The sequence below is a fragment of the Blautia sp. AF34-10 genome, assembly GCF_003477865.1.
GTDB classification, from domain to species: Bacteria; Bacillota; Clostridia; order Lachnospirales; family Lachnospiraceae; genus Fusicatenibacter; species Fusicatenibacter saccharivorans.
This window is the reverse complement of record NZ_QUED01000006.1, coordinates 61936-84809: the sequence shown is the minus strand read 5'-3', so window position 1 is coordinate 84809 and position 22874 is coordinate 61936. Positions and strand designations below refer to the sequence as shown.

Genomic DNA, 22874 nt, shown 5'->3' with positions numbered 1-22874 from the left:
TAAATAACGAAGGAGGAGACGTATGACCAGCAAGCAGAGAGCATACCTGAAAGGCCTTGCCATGACCATGGAACCGATCCTGCAGGTAGGAAAAAGCAGCATCACGCCGGAGCATACCGCTGCTGTAGCAGAGGCACTTGAGGCGAGAGAACTGATTAAAATCAATGTACTGCAGAACTGCCTCGATGATCCAAGAGAGATCGCAGAAGTTCTGGCAGAACGCACCAATTCCCAGGTCGTACAGGTGATCGGCAAAAAGATCGTGCTGTACAAAGAGGGCAAAAAAGAGAAAAAGAAAATTCAGCTTCCGAAATAATCCGCAGGAAAGAACCGCCGGGACCGGAGCATACCGCTGCAGTTCCGGCGCTTTTTGAGGAAAACGTATGGAAAAGAAAAACAGAAAAATTGGCATTATGGGAGGCACATTCGATCCCATTCATATCGGTCATCTGATCCTTGGCGAGGCGGCGTACGAGCAGTTCGGGCTTGATGAAGTCTGGTTCCTTCCGGCCGGAAATCCGCCACATAAGCGGAACCGGGCGGGACGGGCAAAGGATGCACAGCGTGTCGAGATGGTGCGCCGTGCCATCGCATCCAATCCGCATTTTGTGCTCTGCACCAAAGAGATGAAAGATGAGGGCTATACCTACAGTTATCGGACGCTTGAGGCGATGCGGAAGGAACATCCGTGCACGGAGTTTTACTTTATCATTGGAGCGGATTCCCTGTTCTATTTTGATGAGTGGAAAAATCCAGAGCGGATCTGCGCCGCGGCAAAGATCCTTGTGGCGACCAGGGATCGGGCAAAAGAGAAAGAGCTTCTGGCCTGTATGGAACGAAATGCAAAAAAACTTCACGGTACCTTTCTGAAACTCGACACACCGAATCTGGATGTTTCTTCCCACGAACTGCGGGAATGGATCCGGGAAGGAAAATCCGTGAAATACTATCTGCCGGATTCTGTGATTTCCTACATTCAGGAGCAGAAAATCTATCAGGATTAGAGGAAGAGCAGGATGGAACAGTACGATTTATGGAAACTGGACAAAAAACTCCAGAAGGAAGTCGATGAAGACCGCTATCATCACACGCTCGGTGTGATGTTTACCGCAGCATCCATGGCGATGGTATGGGGCGAGGATCTCGAAAAAGCCCGTGTCGCGGGACTGCTTCACGACTGTGCAAAATGCATTCCGAATAAGAAAAAAATCACCATGTGTGAGAAAAATAAGATTGAAATCACTGAGTTTGAGCGGAACAATCCGTTTTTGATCCATGCCAAGCTCGGTGCATTTCTGGCGAAGGACAAGTATAAGGTGGAAGATCCGGAGATCTTAAGCGCCATCACCTGGCATACGACAGGAAAAGAAGATATGACATTGCTGGAGAAGATCATCTATATCGCAGATTATATCGAGCCGGCACGAAACAAGGCGCCTCATCTTACCCGCCTCGGAAGCTGGCATTCACCGATATCGACGAATGCATGTATGAAATTTTAAAAGACAGTATGGCGTATCTGTCGGAAAACCCGAAGACGATGGACCCGATGACGGAGCAGGCATATCAGTTCTATGAGGCACTGCACCGGGAACGGACGGCAAAGGAGGAAGTATAAATGAGCGAAGCAAAACAGACTGCAAAACTTGCACTGGAAGCACTGGAAGATAAAAAAGCAATGGATGTCCGCATTCTGGACATTACCCATGTTTCTACCCTGCAGATTATTTCATGATCGCCAGCGGAAGCAACCGTAACCAGGTGCAGGCAATGGCAGACAACGTGGAGGAGGTACTCGGAAAGGCCGGCGTACATCCAAAACAGATCGAGGCTATCAGACCGCAAACTGGATTCTGATGGACTACGGCGATGTTGTCATCCACATCTTTGATGAGGAGAACCGCCTGTTCTACGATCTGGAGAGAATTTGGAGAGACGGTAAAGTCGTAGAAAAAGAAGAGATTATGTAAGTTAGGTGGAAAAAGGCGCAGAAAATCCGGAACCGTGCAGAGAAAGGCGGACGGGTTCTCTGCGCCTTTCTGGTGTTTGGAACGCATATGATAAAGAAAAAGGGGAATATCACACGATGAAAAAAATAGAAAGCGGATCGCTTGCTGTGATGCTCGATGAAGAGACGCTGGGACTTAGGATCGAAAAAGACGGCGTTGTCTGGAATACGGATCCGAAAAAGACACCGGAACTGATTTTTGCAGAGGGAACATACCGTTTCCTGGATGCAGAGGAGATTTCCCATGAGGTCTATTCCTTCGGCGTCGGATGCGGCATCCGGAGCCGTTATGCGGGATTTGCGGGAACACCGTATGCCTTCGAGACGATTATCTGGATCGAAGCTGTGGATGAAACATTTTGGATGGAGTGGATTCCGCTCTGCGAGGAGGGACTGCATCCGGTAAAGGTGCTGTGGCCGACGGCAATGGAGTTTACAAACGGGCGCGATGACTGGTATACACTCCTTACCGAGGGACAGGGACTTCTGATTCCGAATACCTGGAAGACGGAACTTGGAAAGCTTTCGTTTGACGGCAGATTTGAGACCTCCGGCGGCTATATGCCGTGGTTTGGCCAGGTGAAGGAAAGATGCGGCTATACAGCGATCTGTACAACACCGTGGAACGCCGGTTATCAGGCAGAGCATCCGGCAGGCGGCCCGTATACCAGCGTGGGGGCATGGCTGGAGCCAAGCCTGGGGAAAATGGAGTACCGCCGCATATTCCGGTATACTTTCCGAAACGACTGCGATTATAACGATCTCTGTAAAATATACCGCCGGTATGTGCGGGAGCAGGGGCATCTTCGTACGTTAAAAGAAAAGGCGGTACAGAACCCATCCATTCGCGACCTTGCGGGAACGTGTTTTATACATACAGGAATCAAGACGTTTGTGCAGCCGGAGTCCGGCTTTTTCGATCCGCAGAATCCGGAAAAAAACAACCGTGTCGTGCCGTTTTCTGTGCGCGAGCAGGAAATGAAAGCGATTCATGATCTTGGTATGAAAAAGGTGTATCTTCATCTGGACGGCTGGGCTGAGTCGGGTTATGACAATCAGCATCCGGACTATACCCCGGCATGTAAAGAGGCCGGCGGCTGGAAAGGCATGAAATCTCTTGTGGATACGATGCATGATTTTGGCTATCAGTTTGGCATTCACGATCAGTACCGCGACTATTACCATGCAGCGCCAAGCTACGATGAAAATTATGCGTGCCGTCTTGTGGATGGAACCGTGCCGGGGCACAGTCACTGGGCAGGCGGCCCGCAGAGCTATCTTTGTGCAACGCAGGCGCCGTTTTATGTGAAACGAAATTTCGCGGAGCTGAAGAAAAATGGAATCCGGCTTGACGGTGCATACCTCGATGTCTTTACCTGCAATGAAGGCGATGAATGTGCAAATCCAGAACATGTCATGACGCGAAAAGACTGCTATACGTACCGCGGAAACTGCTTCTCCTGGCTGCTCTCGCAGGGGATTCTCTCAAGTTCCGAGGAGGTCAGCGACTGGGCAGTTCCATATCTGGTATTTTGCCATTATGCGCCGTATGATTTTATGCTGCGGCCGGCAGAATCGCCGAAAAAGGGAATCCCTGTGCCCCTCTTTAATCTGGTATACCACGACTGTGTCATCGAGCCGTGGATGATGGACCGTGTGTCAAAAGACGAAGACTATATGCTGTACGCTCTTCTCGCTGGCGGCGCGCCGTATCTGGTAAGGGACGGGGCATATCCGAACACAGACGGAGCTTTCGACGGAGAAAAAATCAGCCTTCCAGAGATGGCGAAACGATGCCGTGTCGTGACAGAACTCCATGAAAAAACAGCGTTCTGTGAACTCATACGCCATACGTGCCTGCATGCAGATGGAAGTCTTCAGAAAAGTGAATTTTCCGATGGAACGTATGTTATTTGTGACTTTACAAAACAGACATACGAGATCGGATACGGAGTATAAAAGAAAAGCGCCACATGTAGCGTCTGTTCTTGTCAAAATACAAGATTTTGTGCTTTTTCCTTGTATTTTTTCAAGTGCATATCTTGCGCGGAAAGCAGAGATTTGTTATATTATCCATGCGGAGGTGTTCATGCCCGGTGCAAAGAAGATGCCGGTGCGTGACGAAACAAAATAACACCAGAAAGGAACAAATCAAATGAGAGAATTTGAACAGTGGGATGGCTTTACCGGAAGACTCTGGAAAGAAGGCATCGACGTACGTGACTTTATTCAGAACAACTATACTCCATATGACGGAGATGAGAAATTCCTGGAGGGACCAACAGAGGCTACAGACCGTCTGTGGGGCAAATTACAGGAACTCCAGAAAGAAGAGCGTGCAAAAGGCGGCGTTCTGGATATGGAGACAGACGTTGTAAGCGGAATCACAGCTTACGGCGCAGCATATATCGATGACAGCATGAAAGATCTGGAGCAGGTAGTTGGTCTTCAGACAGACAAACCGCTGAAACGTGCATTTATGCCGTATGGTGGAATTAAAATGGCTGAGCAGTCCTGCGAGACTTACGGCTACAAACCAAGTGAGAAGCTTCATGAAATTTTCACTAAATATCACAAAACACATAACCAGGGTGTATTCGACATCTACACACCAGAGATGATGAAAGCCCGTCATAATAAAATCCTGACCGGTCTGCCGGATACCTATGGCCGTGGCCGTATCGTAGGCGACTACCGTCGTGTTGCTCTGTACGGTATTGATTACCTGATCGAGCGCAAAAAAGCAGACTTCGCTGCAACAAATCGTCAGGGAATGCGTCGTGGTGACTTCCAGTTAAGAGAAGAGATCGCTGACCAGGTCAGAGCACTGCAGGATATGAAAGTTATGGCACAGTCCTATGGCTATGACATTTCCGAGCCGGCTAAGAACGCAAGAGAAGCTGTTCAGTGGCTGTACTTCGGATACCTTGCAGCTATCAAAACTCAGAACGGTGCTGCAATGAGCGTTGGCCGTGTATCTACTTTCCTTGACATCTACATCGAAAGAGATATCGAAAAAGGAATCCTGACCGAGAAAGAGGCTCAGGAGCTGATCGACCATCTGGTAATGAAATTCCGTATGGTTAAATTCGCAAGAATTCCGTCTTACAATCAGCTGTTCTCCGGTGACCCGGTATGGGCTACTCTGGAAGTTGCCGGTATGGGAATCGACGGACGTTCTATCGTTACAAAGAACGATTTCCGTTTCCTGCATACACTGGAAAACATGGGACCGTCCCCAGAGCCGAACCTTACTGTTCTGTACTCTGAGAATCTTCCGGAAGCTTTCAAGAAATATGCAGCTCATATTTCTGTACAGACAAGCTCCATCCAGTATGAGAACGATGATGTAATGCGTCCGGTATGGGGCGATGATTACTCCATCTGCTGCTGTGTATCTGCTACCGAGACCGGTAAGGAGATCCAGTTCTTCGGCGCTCGTGCAAACCTTGCAAAATGCCTTCTGTACGCGATCAACGGCGGTAAAGACGAGAAGACAAAACAGCAGGTTGCTCCGGAATATCAGCCGATCACCGGCGAATACCTGGACTATGATGAGGTTATGAAGAAATACGACGTTATGATGGACTGGCTGGCTCATCTGTACGTTGGAACTCTGAACATGATCCATTACATGCATGACAAATACTACTATGAGGCAGCAGAGATGGCTCTGATTGACACCGATGTAAGACGTACCTTCGCAACCGGTATCGCAGGATTCTCTCACGTAGTAGACTCCTTAAGCGCAATCAAATACGCTAAAGTTAAAGTTATCCGTGACGAAGAAGGAATGGCTGTTGACTTCGAGACAACCGGCGACTTCCCAAGATACGGCAACGATGATGACAGAGCAGACGAGATCGCTGTATGGCTGCTTCGTACCTTCATGGACAAACTGAAATACTGCCATACCTATCGTGATTCCGAGCCGACAACCTCTATCCTTACCATTACTTCCAACGTTGTATATGGTAAAGCAACAGGTTCTCTGCCGGATGGAAGAAAAGCTGGTGAGCCTCTGTCTCCAGGAGCTAACCCGTCTTACGGCGCAGAGAAGAGCGGACTTCTTGCTTCCCTGAACTCTGTAGCAAAACTGCCGTATGAGGACGCTCTGGACGGAATCTCCAACACCCAGACCATCAACCCAGGCGCACTTGGCCACAACGACGAAGAGCGTACCGAGAACCTGGTACACGTTCTGGACGGATACTTCGAGCAGGGTGCACATCACCTGAACGTAAACGTATTCGGAACCGAAAAACTGATCGACGCAATGGAGCACCCGGAGAAACCGGAGTACGCAAACTTCACGATCCGTGTATCCGGCTATGCAGTTAAATTCATCGACCTGACAAAAGAGCAGCAGATGGACGTAATTGCACGTACCTGCCACGATCATATGTAATTTCTGAAAATGTTATTTCTAAAGCCCCCGCGGCCGCAGCAATGCGGCTGTGGGGGCTTTTTGTATATCGCTGCTTGAATTCCAGTAAAATCCACTTGATTTAGAGTACATAAAATGAGAAAATTTATCAGATGCAGAACGCTAATTGAAAAACTTTTATCAAGTAATTCATAGCGTAAGTTACGAGTTAATGTTATAATACCAAAGTTAGGATTTCCTAACATAAGAAAAAATGGAGTTTTATTTATGAAAAAGAAAATTGTTGCAGCATTTTGTCTTGCCATGGTGATGACGGTCGGCGGATGTTCCGGTGCGGGGACAGCAGCGCAGCCGGAGAGCAGTGAAAGTCAGACACAGCCGGCGTCTGTTTCGGAGTCTTCGAGCAGTTCTGACGCTTCGGAAGAGAATTCCACGCAGAAATCCGCATCATCCACAGCTTCTTCCGATGCCGCAGATGCATCGAGCAGCCGAGATATTTTTGCTATGGATACGTACATGACGGTCACTGCCTATGGTCCGAATGCAGAAACGGCGGTGGATCAGGCACAGCAGGAGATTGAGCGGCTGGATGCACTTCTGTCGACCGGAGAGGAGACGAGTGAAGTAGCGCAGATCAATGCAAACGGCGGCGGAACCTTATCGGAGGATACCACCTATCTGCTGGAACGCTCGCTGGATCTGTATGACAGCACAAACGGCGTTTTCGACATCGCAATTTATCCGATCATGGACGCCTGGGGTTTTACAACCGGAAATTATACGATCCTTCGGATGAGACGATCGAAAGCCTCCTTCCGCTGACCGATGCCAATGATATCCTTTACGACAAGGACAGCGCATCCATCAGCTTTGCCAAGGACGGCATGAAAATCGACTTCGGCGGAATTGCAAAAGGCTATACCTCCGGCAGAATCGCCGATATTTACCGGGAATGCGGTGTGACGAGCGGGCTCATCAACCTCGGTGGAAACGTTCAGGTTGTCGGCACGAAAACGGATGGCAGCAAATGGCGTGTTGCCGTGCAGAGTCCGGAAGCGGAGGATGATTATCTCGGCATTCTCTCGACGGCCGACCGGGCGGTTATTACTTCTGGCGGCTATGAGCGGTATTTCGAACAGGACGGCATGAAATATCATCACATCATCGACCCATCGACCGGTCATCCGGCAAATAACGGTCTGGTGTCGGTGACGATCGTAAGTGCTGACGGAACACTGGCGGATGGCCTTTCTACTTCTCTTTTCATCATGGGAAAGGACAAGGCAGCTGAATACTGGCGTGCACACAGCGATGAATTTGACACCATTCTGGAGGATGAGGACGGAGTTCTGTATGTAACCGAAGGAATTGCCGATGATTTCGCATCCGATCACGAGACAAACATTATCAGGAAAGACGGTGATACATAACCATGGGAAAATGGAAAAAACTGACAGCATTTGCACCGGCTCTCGCGGCAGTTATCGTAGCAGCCTGCGCCGGTATTTCGCTGAATGGCTACACTGCACCGGTTTACGCCGTAGAGCAGCCGGAGGCACTGGTGACACCGGAGCCGGAACAGGATACCGATGCAGCGGAAAAGAAAGATGATACAAAAAAGAAGGACGATACCAAAAAGACAACCGATACCGAAGCAGAACTTGTCGCAGCCGTCGGTTCCGGCAGCTTTGAGCTGGCGGACGGAACGTACGAAGGAAGCGGAACAGGTTTTGGCGGTACGATTACAGTCTCTGTCGTATTGAAAGACAAAACGATTCAGTCGATTTCGATTGTAAGCGCCCCCGGCGAGGACGCAGCTTTCCTGAACCGTGCAAAGGGAGTTATCGACCGTATCATCGCATCCCAGAGTGTGGATGTGGACACGGTTTCCGGTGCAACTTTCAGTTCAAAAGGTATCCTTGCAGCCGTGAAAAATGCACTGACCGGTCAGGAGGACACTTCAGAACCGGCATCCGCATCAGGAGCGGCAGGCGGCGGAACAGTTACGGTATCTAAAATTGAAGAGCCGGCTGCCTACCGGGATGGAACGTATTACGGAACTGGAACGGGATTTGGCGGCACAATGAAAGTCTGTGTTGTTGTCAGCGGCGGAAAAATTGCTTCGATTGATATTGTGGAAAACAGCGATACGCCAAGCTACCTTTCCAGTGCTTCCTCTCTGATTTCGACGATTATCTCAACACAGAGTACGAATGTGGATACGGTCTCCGGCGCGACATACAGCTCCCGCGGTATTATTGAAGCTGTGCGGAGTGCCTTAAGTCAGGCGGCAGTGAACGGGTCTTCCAGTACAAACGGAGGAAGCCAGGGCAATACAAACAACGGAAACAACAGTCAGAATAACGGCCAGAACAATAACAACTCGTCTGCATCCAAGGGAAGTTTTCCTTATCAGGACGGAATTTATTACGGAACGGCCGCCGGTTTCCAGGGAGACATCAAAGTGGCGGTAGCCTGCAGGATCAGACGATCAAAGCGGTACTGATTCTGGAAAACGAAGATGACGAGACATTCTTCAACCGTGCCAAAGTCGTAGCGGACCGCATCGTAGACGGACAGAAAACCGATGTGGATCTCGTATCCGGCGCAACGTACAGCTCCCGCGGCATCCAGAACGCAGTAAAACAGGCGCTGGAAAATGCGAAGAAGGCAACAAACGGCGAGACCGTTCCGGATAACGGAACGAGCAGCGGCGGAACCACAACGATTCCGGAAGGAAAATTCCCATACGAGGAAGGCATTTACTACGGAACCGGCGAGGGCTATCTGGGAGACATTACAACGGCAGTTGTCATTCAGGATGAGACGATCAAGGCAATTCTCGTGACCGAGAGTGAAGATGACGAAGCATTCTTAAAACGCGCAAAACAGACAGCAAAGGACGTTGTGAAAAACCAGACACTGGAAGTCGACACCGTTTCCGGCGCAACCTACAGCTCCAGGGGAATTCTTGCGGCAATCAAGGAAGCTTTAAAAGAGGCAGAACGCGTAACTGAGGAAAAGAAAAATCCAACCCCGACGCCAACGGTAACTCCGACACCGACGGAAACACCAACCCGACCGAAACCCCGGAGCCAACTGAGACGCCAACACCAACCCCGACGGAAACTCCGGAACAAAAGATCTATCAGGACGGCGAATACACAGCGATTGCCGTCTGCGAGCCGGATGAAGATGAAGATTTTACCGCTTATCAGCTTTCCGTGACGGTAACAATTGAAAACGATAAAATCGTAGCGTTAAGCAACATCACCGGTGACGGAGACAGTCAGAATGTCTCCTACATCCGCCGCGCATCCGAAGGAACCTCCAAAATCAAAGGCGTTTCCGCTCAGATTCTGGAAACCGGAACGCTTGAAAACATCGACACCGTTTCCCGTGCAACCTGCTCCTCAAAAGCCATTCTTGAGGCATGCCGGAATGCGCTGGATGCTGCGAAAGTAACGCAATAAAGGGGAAAACAGATGAGACAATTGATTGTTCGTTTTTTGAATGTCGCTGTCATTGCTGCTGTTCTGATCGGCTACAATACCGTACTCGATAAAAGAGACAAAGAGGATCAGATCGCGCGGCTCTCGGCAGAGCTTGAGACGACCCAGCTTCAGAAGGAAAATCTGCAGGCCGCAGCAGCTGCATCCAACACGGCGGGTACGGCCGCAAGTGAAGCAGCAGAAGCAGAAGGGCAGTACGTGGACGGTACGTATGACGGTGAAGCTGACGGCTTCGGCGGCACCATTGCAGTTGAAGTAACCGTAGAGGGCGGCCAGATTACCGATCTTGCCATCACATCCGCCGACGGCGAGGACAGTGCGTATCTGTCAAACGCGGAGGCGATCATTCCAAAGATTATTGAGGCACAGTCCGCCGATGTTGATACGATCAGCGGAGCAACATTCAGCTCCACCGGTATCAGAAATGCGGCGCAGGAAGCGATAGAAAAGGCGGAGAAATAACATGAAAAATTTAGATCTATCCACATTACCGGCAAAGAAGAGAAAACAGATCGTTTCCTGCCTGCGTGCCGGAATCCAGCTTTTATATTTCCTGTTTCTTCCGTCAGTATTTACCGCTGCATTTAACGGAGTGAAATACATTTTTACGCAGCTTGGACAGGGTGAAAAAATTGAGATGACCGCGTTTGTGTCGGCTCTGCTCCTTGTCTGTGCATTTACGATCGTATTCGGAAGATTTTTCTGCGGTTTTGCATGCGCTTTTGGAAGTCTGGGGGATGCAATGCATGCAATTTATGGTATAATCTGTAAGAAACGTAAAAAGAAGCCCATACGCATCAAACCGGAACTGGCAAAAAACTGGCGCTGGTCAAATACGGCATTCTGCTTCTGATTGCTCTTTGCTGCTTTGCAGGAGTTTATCAGAAAGCAAGAGGAACAAGCCCGTGGGATGTCTTTTCCATGCTGCATGCGGGAAATTTCCGACTTTCCTCTTATATTCCAGGCATTGTTCTTCTGGTGCTGATCCTGGTCGGCATGTTCTTTGAGGAGCGCTTTTTCTGCCATTTCCTGTGCCCAATGGGAGCTGTCTTTTCTCTGCTTCCGATCCTGCCGTTCTTTACTCTGCACCGGAAACGCGAAAACTGCATCCGCGGCTGCAGCGCCTGCACGAGACAGTGCCCGTCAGCGGTGGAACTGCCATCCGATGGATACGTGGAGATCTCCGGCGACTGTTTCCAGTGCCAGAAATGTATTGATACGTGTCCGAAAGGTAATATCCGCTGCGGGGTAAAGGAATTTCACGGAAATGAAATCCTCTTTACGCTGTTCCGTGCTGTATTCCTGCTGACACTGCTGTTATGGGCTGGCATCTGATTCAGAATAAGGAAAACTATATGAAGAAAAAAGATCTGATTCTGGCAGGCGCCGTTCTGCTCCTGGCTGGAATCCTTGCCTGGCGCTCGGCTGCCGAAAACGGAAAATGGAAATACCATGAAAGTCACGGTGGACGGCGAGGTCTACGGAACGTATTCACTCGCAGAAAATCAGACCGTGAAAATTCAGACGGGTCACGGAACGAATGTCCTGGTGATCGAAAACGGAAGTGTCCATATGGAAGAAGCTGACTGCCCGGACGGCTACTGCAAAAGACAGGGTACGATTTCCCGGGTAAATGAGACGATCGTGTGCCTGCCGCATAAGCTGGTTGCGGAGGTAGAAAGTGACGGATCCACAACGGACGACGCCGACGATGCGCCGGATGTGATTGTAAAATAATACCAGCTTAGAAGAAAGGAATTGGAATTTATGAGAGACAGCCGCACTGCAAGCAGAAAAATTGCCTTATGCGCCATGCTGATGGCACTTGCCATGATCTTCAGTTATGTGGAGGTACTGATCCCGATCAACCTCGGTGTTCCTGGAATCAAACTCGGCATTGCCAATCTGGTTGTAGTCGTCGGCCTCTTTTTCCTTCCGGCAGGGGAAGTCCTGATGATTTCCGTCGCCCGCATTCTTCTGATGGGGTATCTGTTCGGAAATGGAATGTCCATCCTTTACAGCCTTGCCGGCGGGCTTTTGAGCTTTCTTGTGATGCTTCTGCTGAAACACATCAAGGGCTTTAGTATCACCGGCGTAAGTATTGCAGGAGGCGTGACGCACAATGTCGCGCAGATCTGCGTGGCGGCTCTCGTGGTGCAGAACCGCAAACTGTTCTATTATCTGCCGGCGCTTCTCGTGGCCGGAGTCATCACCGGAATGCTGATCGGAATCCTTTCGGACCGCATTCTTTCTGCGGTAAAACGCGATGGACGAAAGAGTTCTTCGCGGTGAAAACTCCATATCTACGGAATTTTTTCTGTGTGGGAACGAAAATCATCCCACAAACTTCACAGTATCGGATCATTAAATAGTAAAAATACTCAATAAGCAGAATCTGTGCCTCTTTTGAGAAAAAATAATCAGTTAAGAGTTAGACAAAACGATTAAAAATTAGTAGAATAATCTACGGTTAGTTAAAACAATTATTGATTAGTGAAAACTAATATAATAATGAAGGACAGTTTTGCCCCTGTTTTTCCTGCAAAACTGTGGAAAAGGAAAAAGGAGGAAGTTATGATCAAAAGAAAAGAACTTCAGAAAAAATCATTAGCAGCCGTAATGGCAGCTTCCATGACCATGAGCCTGCTCCCGGGAACCGCACTGGCGGATGCTACAAGTGGCGTGCTGGCAGATGGCACTTATGAGTCTACGGCTCATGTTACCAGAACTGCAGAAGACGATGAGGATGAGAATGCATGGGATGAATATGACGTTAATGTCAAAATCACAGTTGCAGACGGTAAGTTTTCTGATATTGCAGTAACACCTGGTTCTGGATACAATACAGAAAATGCTACATATTTTAAAAAAGCAGCTACAAACAGCAAAGGATTCAAAACGAAACTTCTTGGAAAAGATGCAACGATTGAAAACATTGAAGGATGGGATATTGTATCGGGTGCAACCAGAACTTCGAATGCAGTAAAAACCGCGGCTCTTGCAGCAACCCAAAAAGCAACCCCGACTCCAGAAGCAGTAGACACCACAGCACTTGAAAAAGCAATCGCAGATGCCGAAGCATTAAAGGAAGCTGACTACACCGCAGACTCCTGGAAAGCTGTCCAGACTGCTCTTACCGCAGCAAAATCTGCTCTTTCTGCAAAAGAATCCCAGAGCGCTGTTGATACCGCGAAAGATGCGCTGAATACTGCAGTAAAAGGCCTTGTTAAAGCACCGACTCCGACGGCGACCCCGACAGCAACGCCAACCGCAACCCCAACGGCGACCCCGACCGAGACTCCAACTGAGCAGGTGGCTTACGTTCTGATGAACATTCCGTATGATGAATTTTATGCTGCAGATGTAAACAACTCTGTTCCAGTGGATGTATTTTCTTCCGCAACGAAGAGCAAAACAAGAACAGCCACTCTTGCCGGTGGTTCTTATCATACCAATGCAGATGGAAGTGCAATCAATGGAATTACCTTCCCGGTTAAAGTAACAGGAGTGGATCTTTCCAAATTTAAGAAAGTAACAGATTCTGACTCTGTAAGTATTACAGTAACAAACCGTGGTCAGACATCTACACAGACATACACTGGAAAAGACGCCTTATTTGAAAACTCAGACTATGCATATTATGTATTAAGCGAAGTACCTTCTTACTACAAAGAAGCAACGGTAAATGCAGATGGCTCTCTTTCTTTTGGAAAAACAGTTGGAACTGCAATTGAACTGACCAATGTATCTCCGGAATTTATGACTGAATCAAAATATGGAGATTATCAGCTGGATCTCGACGGACTGGAGAACACGATTGATGTTGGAACCGATCAGATCTATGGTGTTATTGTCAGCACGAAAGAAGGCAATGACTATGGTATGCGTCATGTGGAAAATATCTGGCGCGGAACAGAGCTGGCATGGTCAACTGGATTTACAACACAGGTACATGGATGCCTGACTTCTTCTGCACATTACAAGAGCATGATGGGACAGCATATCAATAAGGTTACTTATTATACCAGCAAAGGAATCTACACGATTCCAGTGAATGATATTTTTGTTCCAACAAAATTTGAGGCAAGTGTATCCGTAGAAGACGCTTCTCTTTCCGCTGGAAAGACAACGATGACCGTAACCGGACTTCCGGCTGATTATGATGCAGAATATTCCGTAGATGGTCTGGATGGATTTGCAGTAGACGGAAATACCATTTCTTATTCCGCAAATGCGAAAAAAGGAATGTATACTCTGACGATTCATGATAAAAAAGGTGTTTATGCAGATCTGACACAGAGCTTTACTCTGTATACAGATGCAATGCCGGCTGCTTACAACGAAAAAGGAAGTGCTCCGGCGCTTGTAAAAGCAGAGAATGCATCAGAAGATGACTTTGCTGATTATATCAAGAACATCACTTCGGTAAAAGTAAATGGAAAAGAATATGCAGCAACTGGAAAACGGAAAATAATTCTGATCAAAGAAGACGGTACGCTTGATCTGACAGCTGCCGCTTTTGCAGAAGGAAATAAATTTGAAATCGAAGTAACTGCAACAGGTTACAAGACGCTTTCCTTTACTTATGAGAAGAAAGAAACAACATATAAATATGTATATGCAGGTCTTACCTGGGCTGAGTATTGGGCAGCAGAAGGAGTTCAGGCGGCAGGAAGCGACGCTGGTTCGGATGAAACTGACAGTCGCAAAGAAAGTGATAAAGGCGCTTTTGATGTTGTAACCCGTGCGACCACAAACCATGGACTGCACAGAGGAAGCTTCCAGTGCGCAGCGACTATCTACATGAAAGATGGCACAACCTATGATGTGGCATATTATACCGCAGCAACCACGGCAGTTCTGACCAACGGCGAGACCGTAACTTACGACAAAAGCCAGATTGATCATTATGAAGTAAAAGGCCTGAAATATGTGCCTGTAAAAGTTTCGGAAGATGATTACGAAGATTTCTGCAAAAAGTATGTTGTGGTAGAAAACGGCGGAACACTTTCCGGTGGATTTTCTGAAAATAAACTGCAGAGCTATACAGGCCTGGTTGCAGATGTAACAGAAAACACAAACGGTCTGAAGATAGCAGTGAAAAATGTAGATGGAAGCTTCTCCTTCTCGGCAGGAACAACAGGAAGTGAATCCGGAATCAAAGATCAGGCGCTGAAGACAGCTCCGGATGCTGAGACCGTAGGACTGACCGTGAAAGAAGCCAATGGTTCTTATGGAGAATTCCTTCGCGTAGATTTAACGGGAGATTACGGCGATCTGGCTGCTAATCTGCAGACCGTAACCTGGACTTATTACGGTGATGATTCCACTTATACGAATGCAAAAGCAACGTATGGAACAAAATTCGCAGCAGATAACTGGATGCATAAAGTAATGGGAATCCAGCTTGGCCTTACCGATTCCCTGCGCTGCACTTTACCGGAGGGAACGGATGGAACCGGTTATTGGAAGATTACGATTCATGCACTTGGCTATGCAGATGCTTCCTACACTTTTGAAGCAACCAAAGCGAATATTGTAGGAGCTGATCCGGTAGAGAGCACAGCAGCACTGGAAGAGGCAATTGCAAAGGCAGATGCACTGAATAAAGATCTTTACACGGAAACTTCCTGGAATAATATGCAGACAGAACTGGCAGAAGCAAAAGAAGCATTGGAGAAAAAACAGAGCCAGGGAACCGTAGATGAAGCAACCGAGCATCTGAATGCAGCCATCGAAGCTCTGCAGTCCCAGTATGTATTAATGAATATTCCGTATGCAGCGTTCTATCAGGCAGAGGTTCATAATGATGTTCCGGTAGATGCGTTTACTTCCGCAACCAAGAACAAAACAAGAACAGCCTCACTTTCCGGCGGATCTTACCATGTGAATGCAGACGGAAGCGATATTACAGGTATCACCTTCCCGGTAAAAGTAACAGAGGATATGGATCTGAGCAAATACACGAAAGTGACAGATGAGGATTCTGTAGAAATCACCGTTACCAACCGTGGACAAACATCCACCACAACGTATACCGGAAAAGATGCACTGTATGAGAATGCAAGCTATGCATATTACACTTTACATGAGGTTCCGTCTTATTACAAAGAAGCATCTGTAGATGCAGACGGCAATGTAACCTTTGGTGCTGTTCAGGGAACCGAGGCAGCAAAGCTGGAAAATGTAACGGCAGAGCTCTCCACTAACAGCAAATACGGTGATTATCAGCTGGATCTGGATGGTCTTACTGATACCATCAAAGCAGGCGAAGATACCGTATATGGTGTTGTTGTCAGCACAAAAGAGGGCAACGATTACGGAATGCGTCATCTGGAGAATATCTGGAGAGTGTCTGAGCTGGCATGGAGCACTGGATTTACGACAAGCGTTCATAACTGCCCGACCTCCTCGGAACATTACAAGAGCATGATGGGACAGACCATCAACAAAATTACCTATTACACCAGCAAGGGAATTTACGAAGTCGACGCAGATGTATATGTACCGGTTAAGTTTGCATATGAATTTTCTGTAGAAAATGCGTCTGTCACATCTGGAAATGCTTCTGTTAAACTGGAAGGCCTGCCGGATGATTACGATGCTGTCTATACAGTAGAAGGTCTGACGGGAACCGTGTCCGGTGATACTCTGTACTTCAAGAATGCAGAGAAAGGTTCTTATACATTGACTGTCAGCGATAAGAATGGTAAATATGCAGATCTTTCCGCAGACTTTATCCTTTACACGGAAGAGATGCCGGCAGCATTTAACGAAGATACGACAACACCGGGTCTGTTTAAGAACGGGGATGCAACAGATGAAGAGTTTGCAGATTATCTGAAGAACATTACCTCTGTTACTGTAAATGGAAAAGCATATGCAGCAAGCGGAAGAGGAGCTGTTGTACTGTTCAATGAGGATGGTTCCTTAAAGACAGATGCAGCACCGTTCGCAGAGGGCGATTCCTTTGAAATTACAGTTTCTTCACTGGGATATCAGGATCTTAGCTTCACCTGGAAGAAATCAGCAGAAGAGCCGACTCCTACTCCTACAGAGACCCCAACCGTAACCCCGACCGAGACTCCGACTGTTACCCCGACGGAAACCCCGACCGTAACCCCAACTGAGACTCCGACGTTACACCTACAACAGCACCAACCACAACCCCGACGACTGCTCCTACCACAATACCTACGACGCAGCCGACGAAGACCCCGACAAGCACCCCGAAAGCAACATCTACTCCGCTTGCAAGTAATAAAGTATCCAATACTTCTACTTCCAAGAAGAGCGATAATGCAAAGACCGGTGATGCTACCAACATCTGGGGATGGGTAAGCATGGCAGTTGCATCTCTTGGTGCCGGCGGACTTGGATTCAAACTCCGCGGCAGAAAGAAAAACGAAGACGAAGAGTAATTCAGAACGAAATAACTGAGAAATTCTTCTGACATAAGAAATCACAGAAACCTCTGTTCCAGCTTTTCTGGCGGAGGTTTCTGCCGTTTCGAGGAGTAAAAAAGTGATTCTTTTCTTTTTGTAAAAAACAAAAAATTAAGTGTTCACACAATGCCCAATTCGTGCGATAATAATACTGTGTTTTTTGCACATGCAGCACAATGGAGGTGACTTAGAAAACATGACAGCAAAACTGTTGGAAAAACATATTACCGATACAATTCGGGAATGGCAGGTGAAGATCGGCTATGAGGGCGGTACGATGAAGCTCTACTACCCGGCGGAGTCCCTGCGCCGTTCCCTCTCTTTAGACGAAACAGAAGACCTGGCTAAAGCGCTTTCCGCGTTCTGTAAGAACGTACAGCCGCGCCTTGGAATGCTCGCTATTTCGGCAGTCAAAGACCGCTACTGTGTGGAAATCCCGGAGGAGGGATGCTCTTATATCGAGCGGGAAATCCCTGTTCCGGAGCTCCTGCAGAACCTTCTGCAGGTGATCACAACGCCTGGAAACACAATGGAACAGGTTCGAAACTGCTTTTCTTCCTATGCAGAGAAAATGCATACTACCGTGGAAGAAAACGCATCCGAGGAGCATGAGATGGGCCATGTATTTTCTTTTTCAGACCCGTCTGTAGATGAATACTGTTACTGTGTCGAAGAAAATGAATTCGGCCTGACGTATCACCGTTTTTCACGGGAAGATTACGAGGCTTTATAAATAAAAGGAGGATATACACCATGGAATTTACAAAACTGCTGGAAGAAAGAAGAAGCATCCGCGCGTTTGATCCGGAGAAACACGTAACCGCAGAGCAGATCCAGGAGATCGTACAGGCAGCGATTCAGGCACCATCCTGGAAAAACTCACAGACAACACGGTACTATGCCCTTGTAACACCGGAGAAAGTCGAAGAATTTTCCGCAAAATGCCTTCCAGAATTCAATCAGAAGAGTTCAAAGGGAGCCGCACTTGTCGTAACAGCATTCGTAAAAGACCGCTCCGGCTTCACGCAGGACGGAACACCGGACAATGAAGTCGGAAACGGCTGGGGCTATTACGATCTTGGCCTGCATGACGAAAACCTGATCCTGCGCGCAAGAGAACTCGGCCTTGATACTCTGATTATGGGAATCCGTGATGAGAAAGCTATCCGTGAAGCCCTCTCCATTCCGGAGAATGAGCTCCTTGGTGCTGTCATTGCTGTCGGCTACCGTGCCATCAACCCGGACAAGCCGAAACGTAAAACCGTGGACGATATCTTAAAACTGTTCTAAATCCGGCGCATCCGTGTGAAGACGTGCGCGGTACTTTCCAGGTGGGAATCCAAAGAACCGGGAAAACTGCTTGCTGAACGCATAGACATCGCCATATCCGACAAGACCGGCAATTTCCTTCATCGGTACGCCGCCCTCGAGAAGAATACAGGCCTGCTCCATTTTCTTCCTGGTGCGGTACCGTGCAGGAGAGACGCCGGTCTGTTTTTTAAATACTTTTCGAAACGTCTCATAACCGATCTGGAGTGACCGGGCAAGCTCTTCGAGAGAAATTTCTTCATCAAGATTCTGCGAGAGCATATCGCAGGCGGCCTCGATCGGATCCCGCTGCAGATTCACCCGGTGCGCATGGTAGCCGTACATTCGCAGAATCTCTTTTTCCATCTCCGGAATCCGCAAAGGCAGCAGACTGTCCGGTGTGGCCTTTAACGACTGCAGAAGCTTCTGATACCGCTCGAGATCGCCGGGAAGCAGCTCTGCCTTTAGCACCGGCTCCCGGTTCAGAACCGAAAGCGAGCAGAAAGAATCAAAAAACGGTTTCCCAATCGAGATAAAAAATTCCAGCCATTTCCCATCGGGGTCTACGCGTGTGGAATGCGGCACACCCGGCAGACGCTGGACCAGGCTTCCCGCCTGCAGCGGATAGGAGGTGCCGTCCTCGGCAATATATTCCCCGCTCCCGCGCAGCAGCACGAAACAGCTGTAATACTCGTTCGAAAAATGATACTGCGAGCGGTCCGCCGTCTCTTTCCGCATAAAACCGCACGCCAGAATCCCGTTCTTCATTTCATTTCCAATACAGCGATAGATAACATCGCTCTTTTCTATTTTTGCAAGCAGATATTCCGGTATCATACGACTTCTCCTTTGCTTTCCCATTTTGGATAAAAGAAACACCAGATCAACTATTTCTCATCCACGTGCAGTGTTTTATACTGAATCATAAGATAACTGCATGAATCTTCTGAAAATCCACAGATGTATTATATCACAGGAAAGCAAAAAAGGAACACCAATCTGGATAAAAAGAAGAGAGACAGTCGGAAAATGCGAAAGCAAAGGCAAGGAGGGTTTCAAGAACATGAGACAGACAAGAGACTGGGAAAATCAGTATATAACGCAGAAAAATCGTTATCCGATGCATACGCCATACGGTGCGTATGAGACGGTAGAGCAGGCGCTCGCCGGAAATCGGAACGCGTCCCGCTTTGTAATGGATCTGAACGGAGACTGGAAATTCAAAATGTATCCGTCACCGGAAGCGGTGGAAGCATTTTATGAAGAGAATTTCGATCACGCAGCATGGGATGCGATTCCGGTGCCGTCCAACTGGGAACTGCAGGGATATGGAAAGCCGGTTTACACCAATATGCTGTATCCGTTCAAACGGGAGGCAAACGGCGAAGCATTTGAGATCGAGATTACCGAAGGCACCTACGAGCTGAATGCGCCGTACGTACCGGAGAAAAATCTGACTGGCTGCTATTTCAGAACCTTTGAGGTTCCAACAGACTATATCGGCCGACAGCTTCTCATCGATTTCGGCGGTGTGGAGTCCTGCTTCTATCTCTGGGTCAACGGAAAACAGGTGGGGTATTCCCAGGACAGCAAAGTGAACGCGGAATTTGACATCACTGAATATGTGCAGGAGGGAACGAACACCCTCGCCGTACAGGTAATGCGCTACTGTGACGGTACTTACCTGGAAGATCAGGATTACTGGCATCTGTCCGGTATCTACCGCGATGTCCGCCTCGTATCGAAACCGGTGCAGCACATCCTGGACTATAAGGCAGAGACACTGTTCACACACCCGGATTACACGAAAGCTACCCTCTCTGTCACGATCTGGCCGGACAACTCCAAACCGCTGTACGGCGAGTATCATGCCAAAGTGACGCTGTATGATGCAGAACAGAACAAAGTAACCGAGATGGATTCGAGACCGTTTGCTGAGTGCGGCTTCTATCTGATGCCGAAATTCATCGCAACCGTTACTGCTCCGGTAGAGAACCCGGCACTCTGGACTGCAGAGACTCCGACACTTTACACCCTCGTTGTCGAGCTACAGAACAAAGAGAATGAGACGGTTGATATCGAGAGCTGCAAGGTCGGCTTCCGTCAGGTGGAAATCAACAGCCGCGGTGTTCTGACCCTGAATGGCAAACGCCTTGTGATCCGAGGTGTTGACCGCCACGATTTTTGCGCCGAGACGGGACGTACCGTTTCTGAGGAGCAGATGCGAAAAGAAATTGCTGTGATGAAACGCCTGAATTTCAACGCTGTTCGTACCAGCCATTATCCGAATTCCGTGAAATGGTATGATCTGTGTGACGAGCTTGGCATTTACCTTGTCGATGAGACAAATCTTGAGACGCACGGTTACGGCGGACAGCTCAGTGCATCCGCTGAGTGGACAGCCGCTTATCTGGAGCGTGCAACCCGTATGGTACTGCGTGATAAAAACCATCCTTCCATCGTCTTGTGGTCCCTTGGAAATGAATCCGGTGCCGGGGCGAATCATGCTGCGATGCACGGCTGGATCCGCGAATACGACAAGACAAGATACGTTCAGTATGAGTCCGGCAACCCAAAGAGTAATATTTCCGACGTCATCTGCCCGATGTATCCGACGATGAGCTGGCTTACGGATGTGATGGCAGACGATTCTGATCTCCGCCCGTTCATCATGTGCGAATATGCGTATGCAAAGAGCAACAGCAACGGAAACTTCAAGGAGTTCTGGGACTATGTCAATAAATACCCGCGTTTCCAGGGCGGCTTTATCTGGGATTTCGCGGACAAGGCGATTGCGATCCACGAGGAGGACGGAAATATCAAATACGGCTACGGCGGAGCGTTCGGAGAGGATGTGACCGATCCGGTTCCGGATATGTGTCTGAATGGTGTTGTCTTTGCCGATCTTTCCTATAAACCGGGCGCCTATGAGGTGAGAAACGGCCAGTCCCCGGTTACGATTGAGCAGGTGAAAAATCCATATACCGGCGAAACTATATGGGTGCTGGCAAACCGCTACCATACCCTCGATCTTTCTCATCTGCAGGTGCGTTATGAAATTGTGCAGAACGGCGAAACGCTTGCCAAAGGCAGCTATCCGACATTTTACACGGCAGCCGGAACAACAGAGACGCTTCCGGAGCTTCCGGCGAAACTGCATGGCGAGGCGTATGTAAATTATTACGTTGAGCTTGCCCAAGATACCTTCTATGCACCGGCGGGAACAGAACTATACCGCCGTCAGATTCCGGTTACTTCAGGTGTTTATCTGGCAGACGAGAAAACGATTGTCGGGAAACCACTGACCGTATCGGAGGATGAAAATCATGTTCGCATCACCGGCGAAGAGACCGAAATTATCTTTGATAAAAAGACAGGTGAATTTACCAGATATCAGGCAAAGAGCGTTTCTTTTATGACCGGCGGAAAAGATGAATTTTATCGTGCCCCAACCGGTATTGATGAGGGAACCCATGAAAGTGATTACGATGATATCTGGCGCGCGGAAGGTCTGGATCGTCTGAAAAAGGAAGTACAGTTAGTATCGGCTGTCAGTGCCGGAAATCAGGTGCTTCTTGAAGTGCAGGCTTCCTATACCGCGGAGCCGGACAACGCAGTACTCTTTACCGCTCATACTCTGTATCGCATCGGCAGTGAGGGAATGGAGCTGAAAAACGAAGTAACAAACAACAGCGGTCTTGAGACCATCGCAAGAGTCGGACAGTCGTTCCGCTTCCCTGCAGCGTTTGATACGCTCACCTGGTATGGAAAAGGTCCCTGGGAGACGTATGCAGACCGAAAGGACGCAGCTTTTACCGGATTTTACACATCTTCTGTAGCAGAACAGCACGTTCCGTTTGTAGTACCTTGCGAATGCGGTGGCCATGAGGATACGCGATTTGCCGTTCTTTCGGATGGAACACATACCGTTCAGATTGTGGGCAGTGATGATTTCCATTTCAGTGCACTTCCTTATTCTATAGCAGAATATCGAAAAGCCACATATGAGGAAGAACTTCCGGAGCAGACAACAGGAACCTGGCTGATCCTGGATGTAGCGCACGCAGGCCTTGGCGGAGATACCGGCTGGACGAAAAATATTCACCCGGAATATCGTGTATGCAAGGGAAGATACAGCTATACGTTCCGTTTCCATTTCGCATAAAAGAAAAAATCGGCCAACTGCCTATTGGATTCTTACGGAACAAATTACA

The 22874-nt window shown here is 48.4% G+C and carries 19 protein-coding genes and 2 pseudogenes; 20 read left to right on the top strand and 1 reads right to left on the bottom strand.

Annotation, left to right across the window (positions count from 1 at the left end; translation table 11 throughout):
* The first annotated feature begins 22 nt into the window (after positions 1-22).
* The 19 genes and pseudogenes from yhbY (at position 23) to DWZ60_RS05365 (ending at position 18642) form a co-directional block, all read left to right on the top strand.
* Positions 23-316 carry a ribosome assembly RNA-binding protein YhbY gene (gene yhbY, locus DWZ60_RS05445; RefSeq protein ID WP_022462902.1) on the top strand — a complete coding sequence of 98 codons (294 nt, stop codon included), beginning with the start codon at positions 23-25 and terminating at the stop codon, positions 314-316.
* A gap of 67 nt (positions 317-383) precedes the next feature.
* Positions 384-1004, top strand: a complete 621-nt coding sequence (gene nadD, locus DWZ60_RS05440) for a nicotinate-nucleotide adenylyltransferase (RefSeq protein WP_117761491.1) — start codon at positions 384-386, stop codon at positions 1002-1004.
* A 12-nt stretch (positions 1005-1016) separates the two neighbouring features.
* Positions 1017-1618, top strand: a pseudogene (gene yqeK / locus DWZ60_RS05435) (bis(5'-nucleosyl)-tetraphosphatase (symmetrical) YqeK).
* Positions 1619-1970: pseudogene (gene rsfS / locus DWZ60_RS20650) on the top strand (ribosome silencing factor). It begins immediately after the preceding pseudogene.
* A gap of 116 nt (positions 1971-2086) precedes the next feature.
* The gene (locus tag DWZ60_RS05425) at positions 2087-3967 is read left to right on the top strand and encodes a DUF5696 domain-containing protein (protein WP_119221376.1); all 1881 of its coding nucleotides are present in this window, start codon (positions 2087-2089) and stop codon (positions 3965-3967) included.
* Positions 3968-4163: 196 nt separating this feature from the next.
* Positions 4164-6416, top strand: a complete 2253-nt coding sequence (gene pflB, locus DWZ60_RS05420; protein WP_119221364.1) for a formate C-acetyltransferase — start codon at positions 4164-4166, stop codon at positions 6414-6416.
* A gap of 246 nt (positions 6417-6662) precedes the next feature.
* Complete coding sequence (locus tag DWZ60_RS21105; protein ID WP_243036640.1) at positions 6663-7217, top strand: FAD:protein FMN transferase; 555 nt, start codon at positions 6663-6665, stop codon at positions 7215-7217.
* Complete coding sequence (locus DWZ60_RS21100; RefSeq protein WP_442857792.1) at positions 7196-7825, top strand: FAD:protein FMN transferase; 630 nt, start codon at positions 7196-7198, stop codon at positions 7823-7825. The genes DWZ60_RS21105 and DWZ60_RS21100 overlap by 22 nt, the downstream gene beginning before the upstream one ends.
* Before the next feature lie 2 nt (positions 7826-7827).
* On the top strand, positions 7828-8901 hold the full coding sequence (locus DWZ60_RS17890; RefSeq protein ID WP_119206753.1) for an FMN-binding protein: 1074 nt from the start codon (positions 7828-7830) through the stop codon (positions 8899-8901).
* A complete protein-coding gene (locus tag DWZ60_RS17885) occupies positions 8787-9623 on the top strand; it encodes an FMN-binding protein (RefSeq protein WP_330422132.1) in 837 nt (278 codons plus the stop codon). Before DWZ60_RS17890 ends, DWZ60_RS17885 begins: the two co-directional genes overlap by 115 nt.
* Positions 9620-9868: an FMN-binding protein gene (locus tag DWZ60_RS05405; RefSeq protein ID WP_158576325.1), complete on the top strand. Its 249-nt coding sequence runs from the start codon at positions 9620-9622 to the stop codon at positions 9866-9868. The genes DWZ60_RS17885 and DWZ60_RS05405 overlap by 4 nt, the downstream gene beginning before the upstream one ends.
* A gap of 12 nt (positions 9869-9880) precedes the next feature.
* Positions 9881-10369 (top strand): FMN-binding protein, encoded by a 489-nt coding sequence (locus DWZ60_RS05400; protein ID WP_119221362.1) that lies wholly within the window; start codon positions 9881-9883, stop codon positions 10367-10369.
* 1 nt (position 10370) lies between these two features.
* A complete protein-coding gene (locus tag DWZ60_RS17880) occupies positions 10371-10760 on the top strand; it encodes a 4Fe-4S binding protein (RefSeq protein WP_243038216.1) in 390 nt (129 codons plus the stop codon).
* A 68-nt stretch (positions 10761-10828) separates the two neighbouring features.
* On the top strand, positions 10829-11242 hold the full coding sequence (locus DWZ60_RS17875) for a 4Fe-4S binding protein (protein ID WP_243038215.1): 414 nt from the start codon (positions 10829-10831) through the stop codon (positions 11240-11242).
* A 117-nt stretch (positions 11243-11359) separates the two neighbouring features.
* Positions 11360-11644, top strand: coding sequence for a NusG domain II-containing protein (locus DWZ60_RS05390; RefSeq protein ID WP_119221361.1), 285 nt, complete (start codon positions 11360-11362; stop codon positions 11642-11644).
* A 30-nt stretch (positions 11645-11674) separates the two neighbouring features.
* Positions 11675-12199 carry a Gx transporter family protein gene (locus DWZ60_RS05385; RefSeq protein WP_055266099.1) on the top strand — a complete coding sequence of 175 codons (525 nt, stop codon included), beginning with the start codon at positions 11675-11677 and terminating at the stop codon, positions 12197-12199.
* A gap of 282 nt (positions 12200-12481) precedes the next feature.
* Entirely contained in the window at positions 12482-17248 is a 4767-nt protein-coding gene (locus DWZ60_RS05380; RefSeq protein ID WP_199669400.1) for a penicillin-binding Tp47 domain C-containing protein, read from the top strand.
* A 300-nt stretch (positions 17249-17548) separates the two neighbouring features.
* On the top strand, positions 17549-18085 hold the full coding sequence (locus DWZ60_RS05370) for a DUF3877 family protein (RefSeq protein WP_158576323.1): 537 nt from the start codon (positions 17549-17551) through the stop codon (positions 18083-18085).
* Between the two features lie 20 nt (positions 18086-18105).
* Positions 18106-18642 (top strand): nitroreductase family protein, encoded by a 537-nt coding sequence (locus DWZ60_RS05365; protein ID WP_117508939.1) that lies wholly within the window; start codon positions 18106-18108, stop codon positions 18640-18642.
* Here DWZ60_RS05365 and DWZ60_RS05360 read toward each other — a convergent pair.
* Complete coding sequence (locus tag DWZ60_RS05360; RefSeq protein WP_158576321.1) at positions 18628-19497, bottom strand: helix-turn-helix domain-containing protein; 870 nt, start codon at positions 19495-19497, stop codon at positions 18628-18630. The genes DWZ60_RS05365 and DWZ60_RS05360 overlap by 15 nt on opposite strands.
* Before the next feature lie 226 nt (positions 19498-19723).
* Between DWZ60_RS05360 and DWZ60_RS05355 the strand changes: the two genes are divergently transcribed.
* Positions 19724-22825 (top strand): glycoside hydrolase family 2 TIM barrel-domain containing protein, encoded by a 3102-nt coding sequence (locus DWZ60_RS05355; protein WP_158564999.1) that lies wholly within the window; start codon positions 19724-19726, stop codon positions 22823-22825.
* Positions 22826-22874: the final 49 nt, after the last annotated feature.

Excerpts from the sequence above, each read along its gene's own strand:
- yhbY (WP_022462902.1), top strand. The coding sequence starts at position 23 with ATGACCAGCAAGCAGAGAGCATACCTGAAAGGCCTTGCCATGACCATG.
- nadD (WP_117761491.1), top strand. The coding sequence starts at position 384 with ATGGAAAAGAAAAACAGAAAAATTGGCATTATGGGAGGCACATTCGAT.
- DWZ60_RS05425 (WP_119221376.1), top strand. The coding sequence starts at position 2,087 with ATGAAAAAAATAGAAAGCGGATCGCTTGCTGTGATGCTCGATGAAGAG.
- pflB (WP_119221364.1), top strand. The coding sequence starts at position 4,164 with ATGAGAGAATTTGAACAGTGGGATGGCTTTACCGGAAGACTCTGGAAA.
- DWZ60_RS21105 (WP_243036640.1), top strand. The coding sequence starts at position 6,663 with ATGAAAAAGAAAATTGTTGCAGCATTTTGTCTTGCCATGGTGATGACG.
- DWZ60_RS17890 (WP_119206753.1), top strand. The coding sequence starts at position 7,828 with ATGGGAAAATGGAAAAAACTGACAGCATTTGCACCGGCTCTCGCGGCA.
- DWZ60_RS05400 (WP_119221362.1), top strand. The coding sequence starts at position 9,881 with ATGAGACAATTGATTGTTCGTTTTTTGAATGTCGCTGTCATTGCTGCT.
- DWZ60_RS17880 (WP_243038216.1), top strand. The coding sequence starts at position 10,371 with ATGAAAAATTTAGATCTATCCACATTACCGGCAAAGAAGAGAAAACAG.
- DWZ60_RS17875 (WP_243038215.1), top strand. The coding sequence starts at position 10,829 with ATGCTGCATGCGGGAAATTTCCGACTTTCCTCTTATATTCCAGGCATT.
- DWZ60_RS05390 (WP_119221361.1), top strand. The coding sequence starts at position 11,360 with ATGAAAGTCACGGTGGACGGCGAGGTCTACGGAACGTATTCACTCGCA.
- DWZ60_RS05385 (WP_055266099.1), top strand. The coding sequence starts at position 11,675 with ATGAGAGACAGCCGCACTGCAAGCAGAAAAATTGCCTTATGCGCCATG.
- DWZ60_RS05380 (WP_199669400.1), top strand. The coding sequence starts at position 12,482 with ATGATCAAAAGAAAAGAACTTCAGAAAAAATCATTAGCAGCCGTAATG.
- DWZ60_RS05370 (WP_158576323.1), top strand. The coding sequence starts at position 17,549 with ATGACAGCAAAACTGTTGGAAAAACATATTACCGATACAATTCGGGAA.
- DWZ60_RS05365 (WP_117508939.1), top strand. The coding sequence starts at position 18,106 with ATGGAATTTACAAAACTGCTGGAAGAAAGAAGAAGCATCCGCGCGTTT.
- DWZ60_RS05360 (WP_158576321.1), bottom strand. The coding sequence starts at position 19,497 with ATGATACCGGAATATCTGCTTGCAAAAATAGAAAAGAGCGATGTTATC.
- DWZ60_RS05355 (WP_158564999.1), top strand. The coding sequence starts at position 19,724 with ATGAGACAGACAAGAGACTGGGAAAATCAGTATATAACGCAGAAAAAT.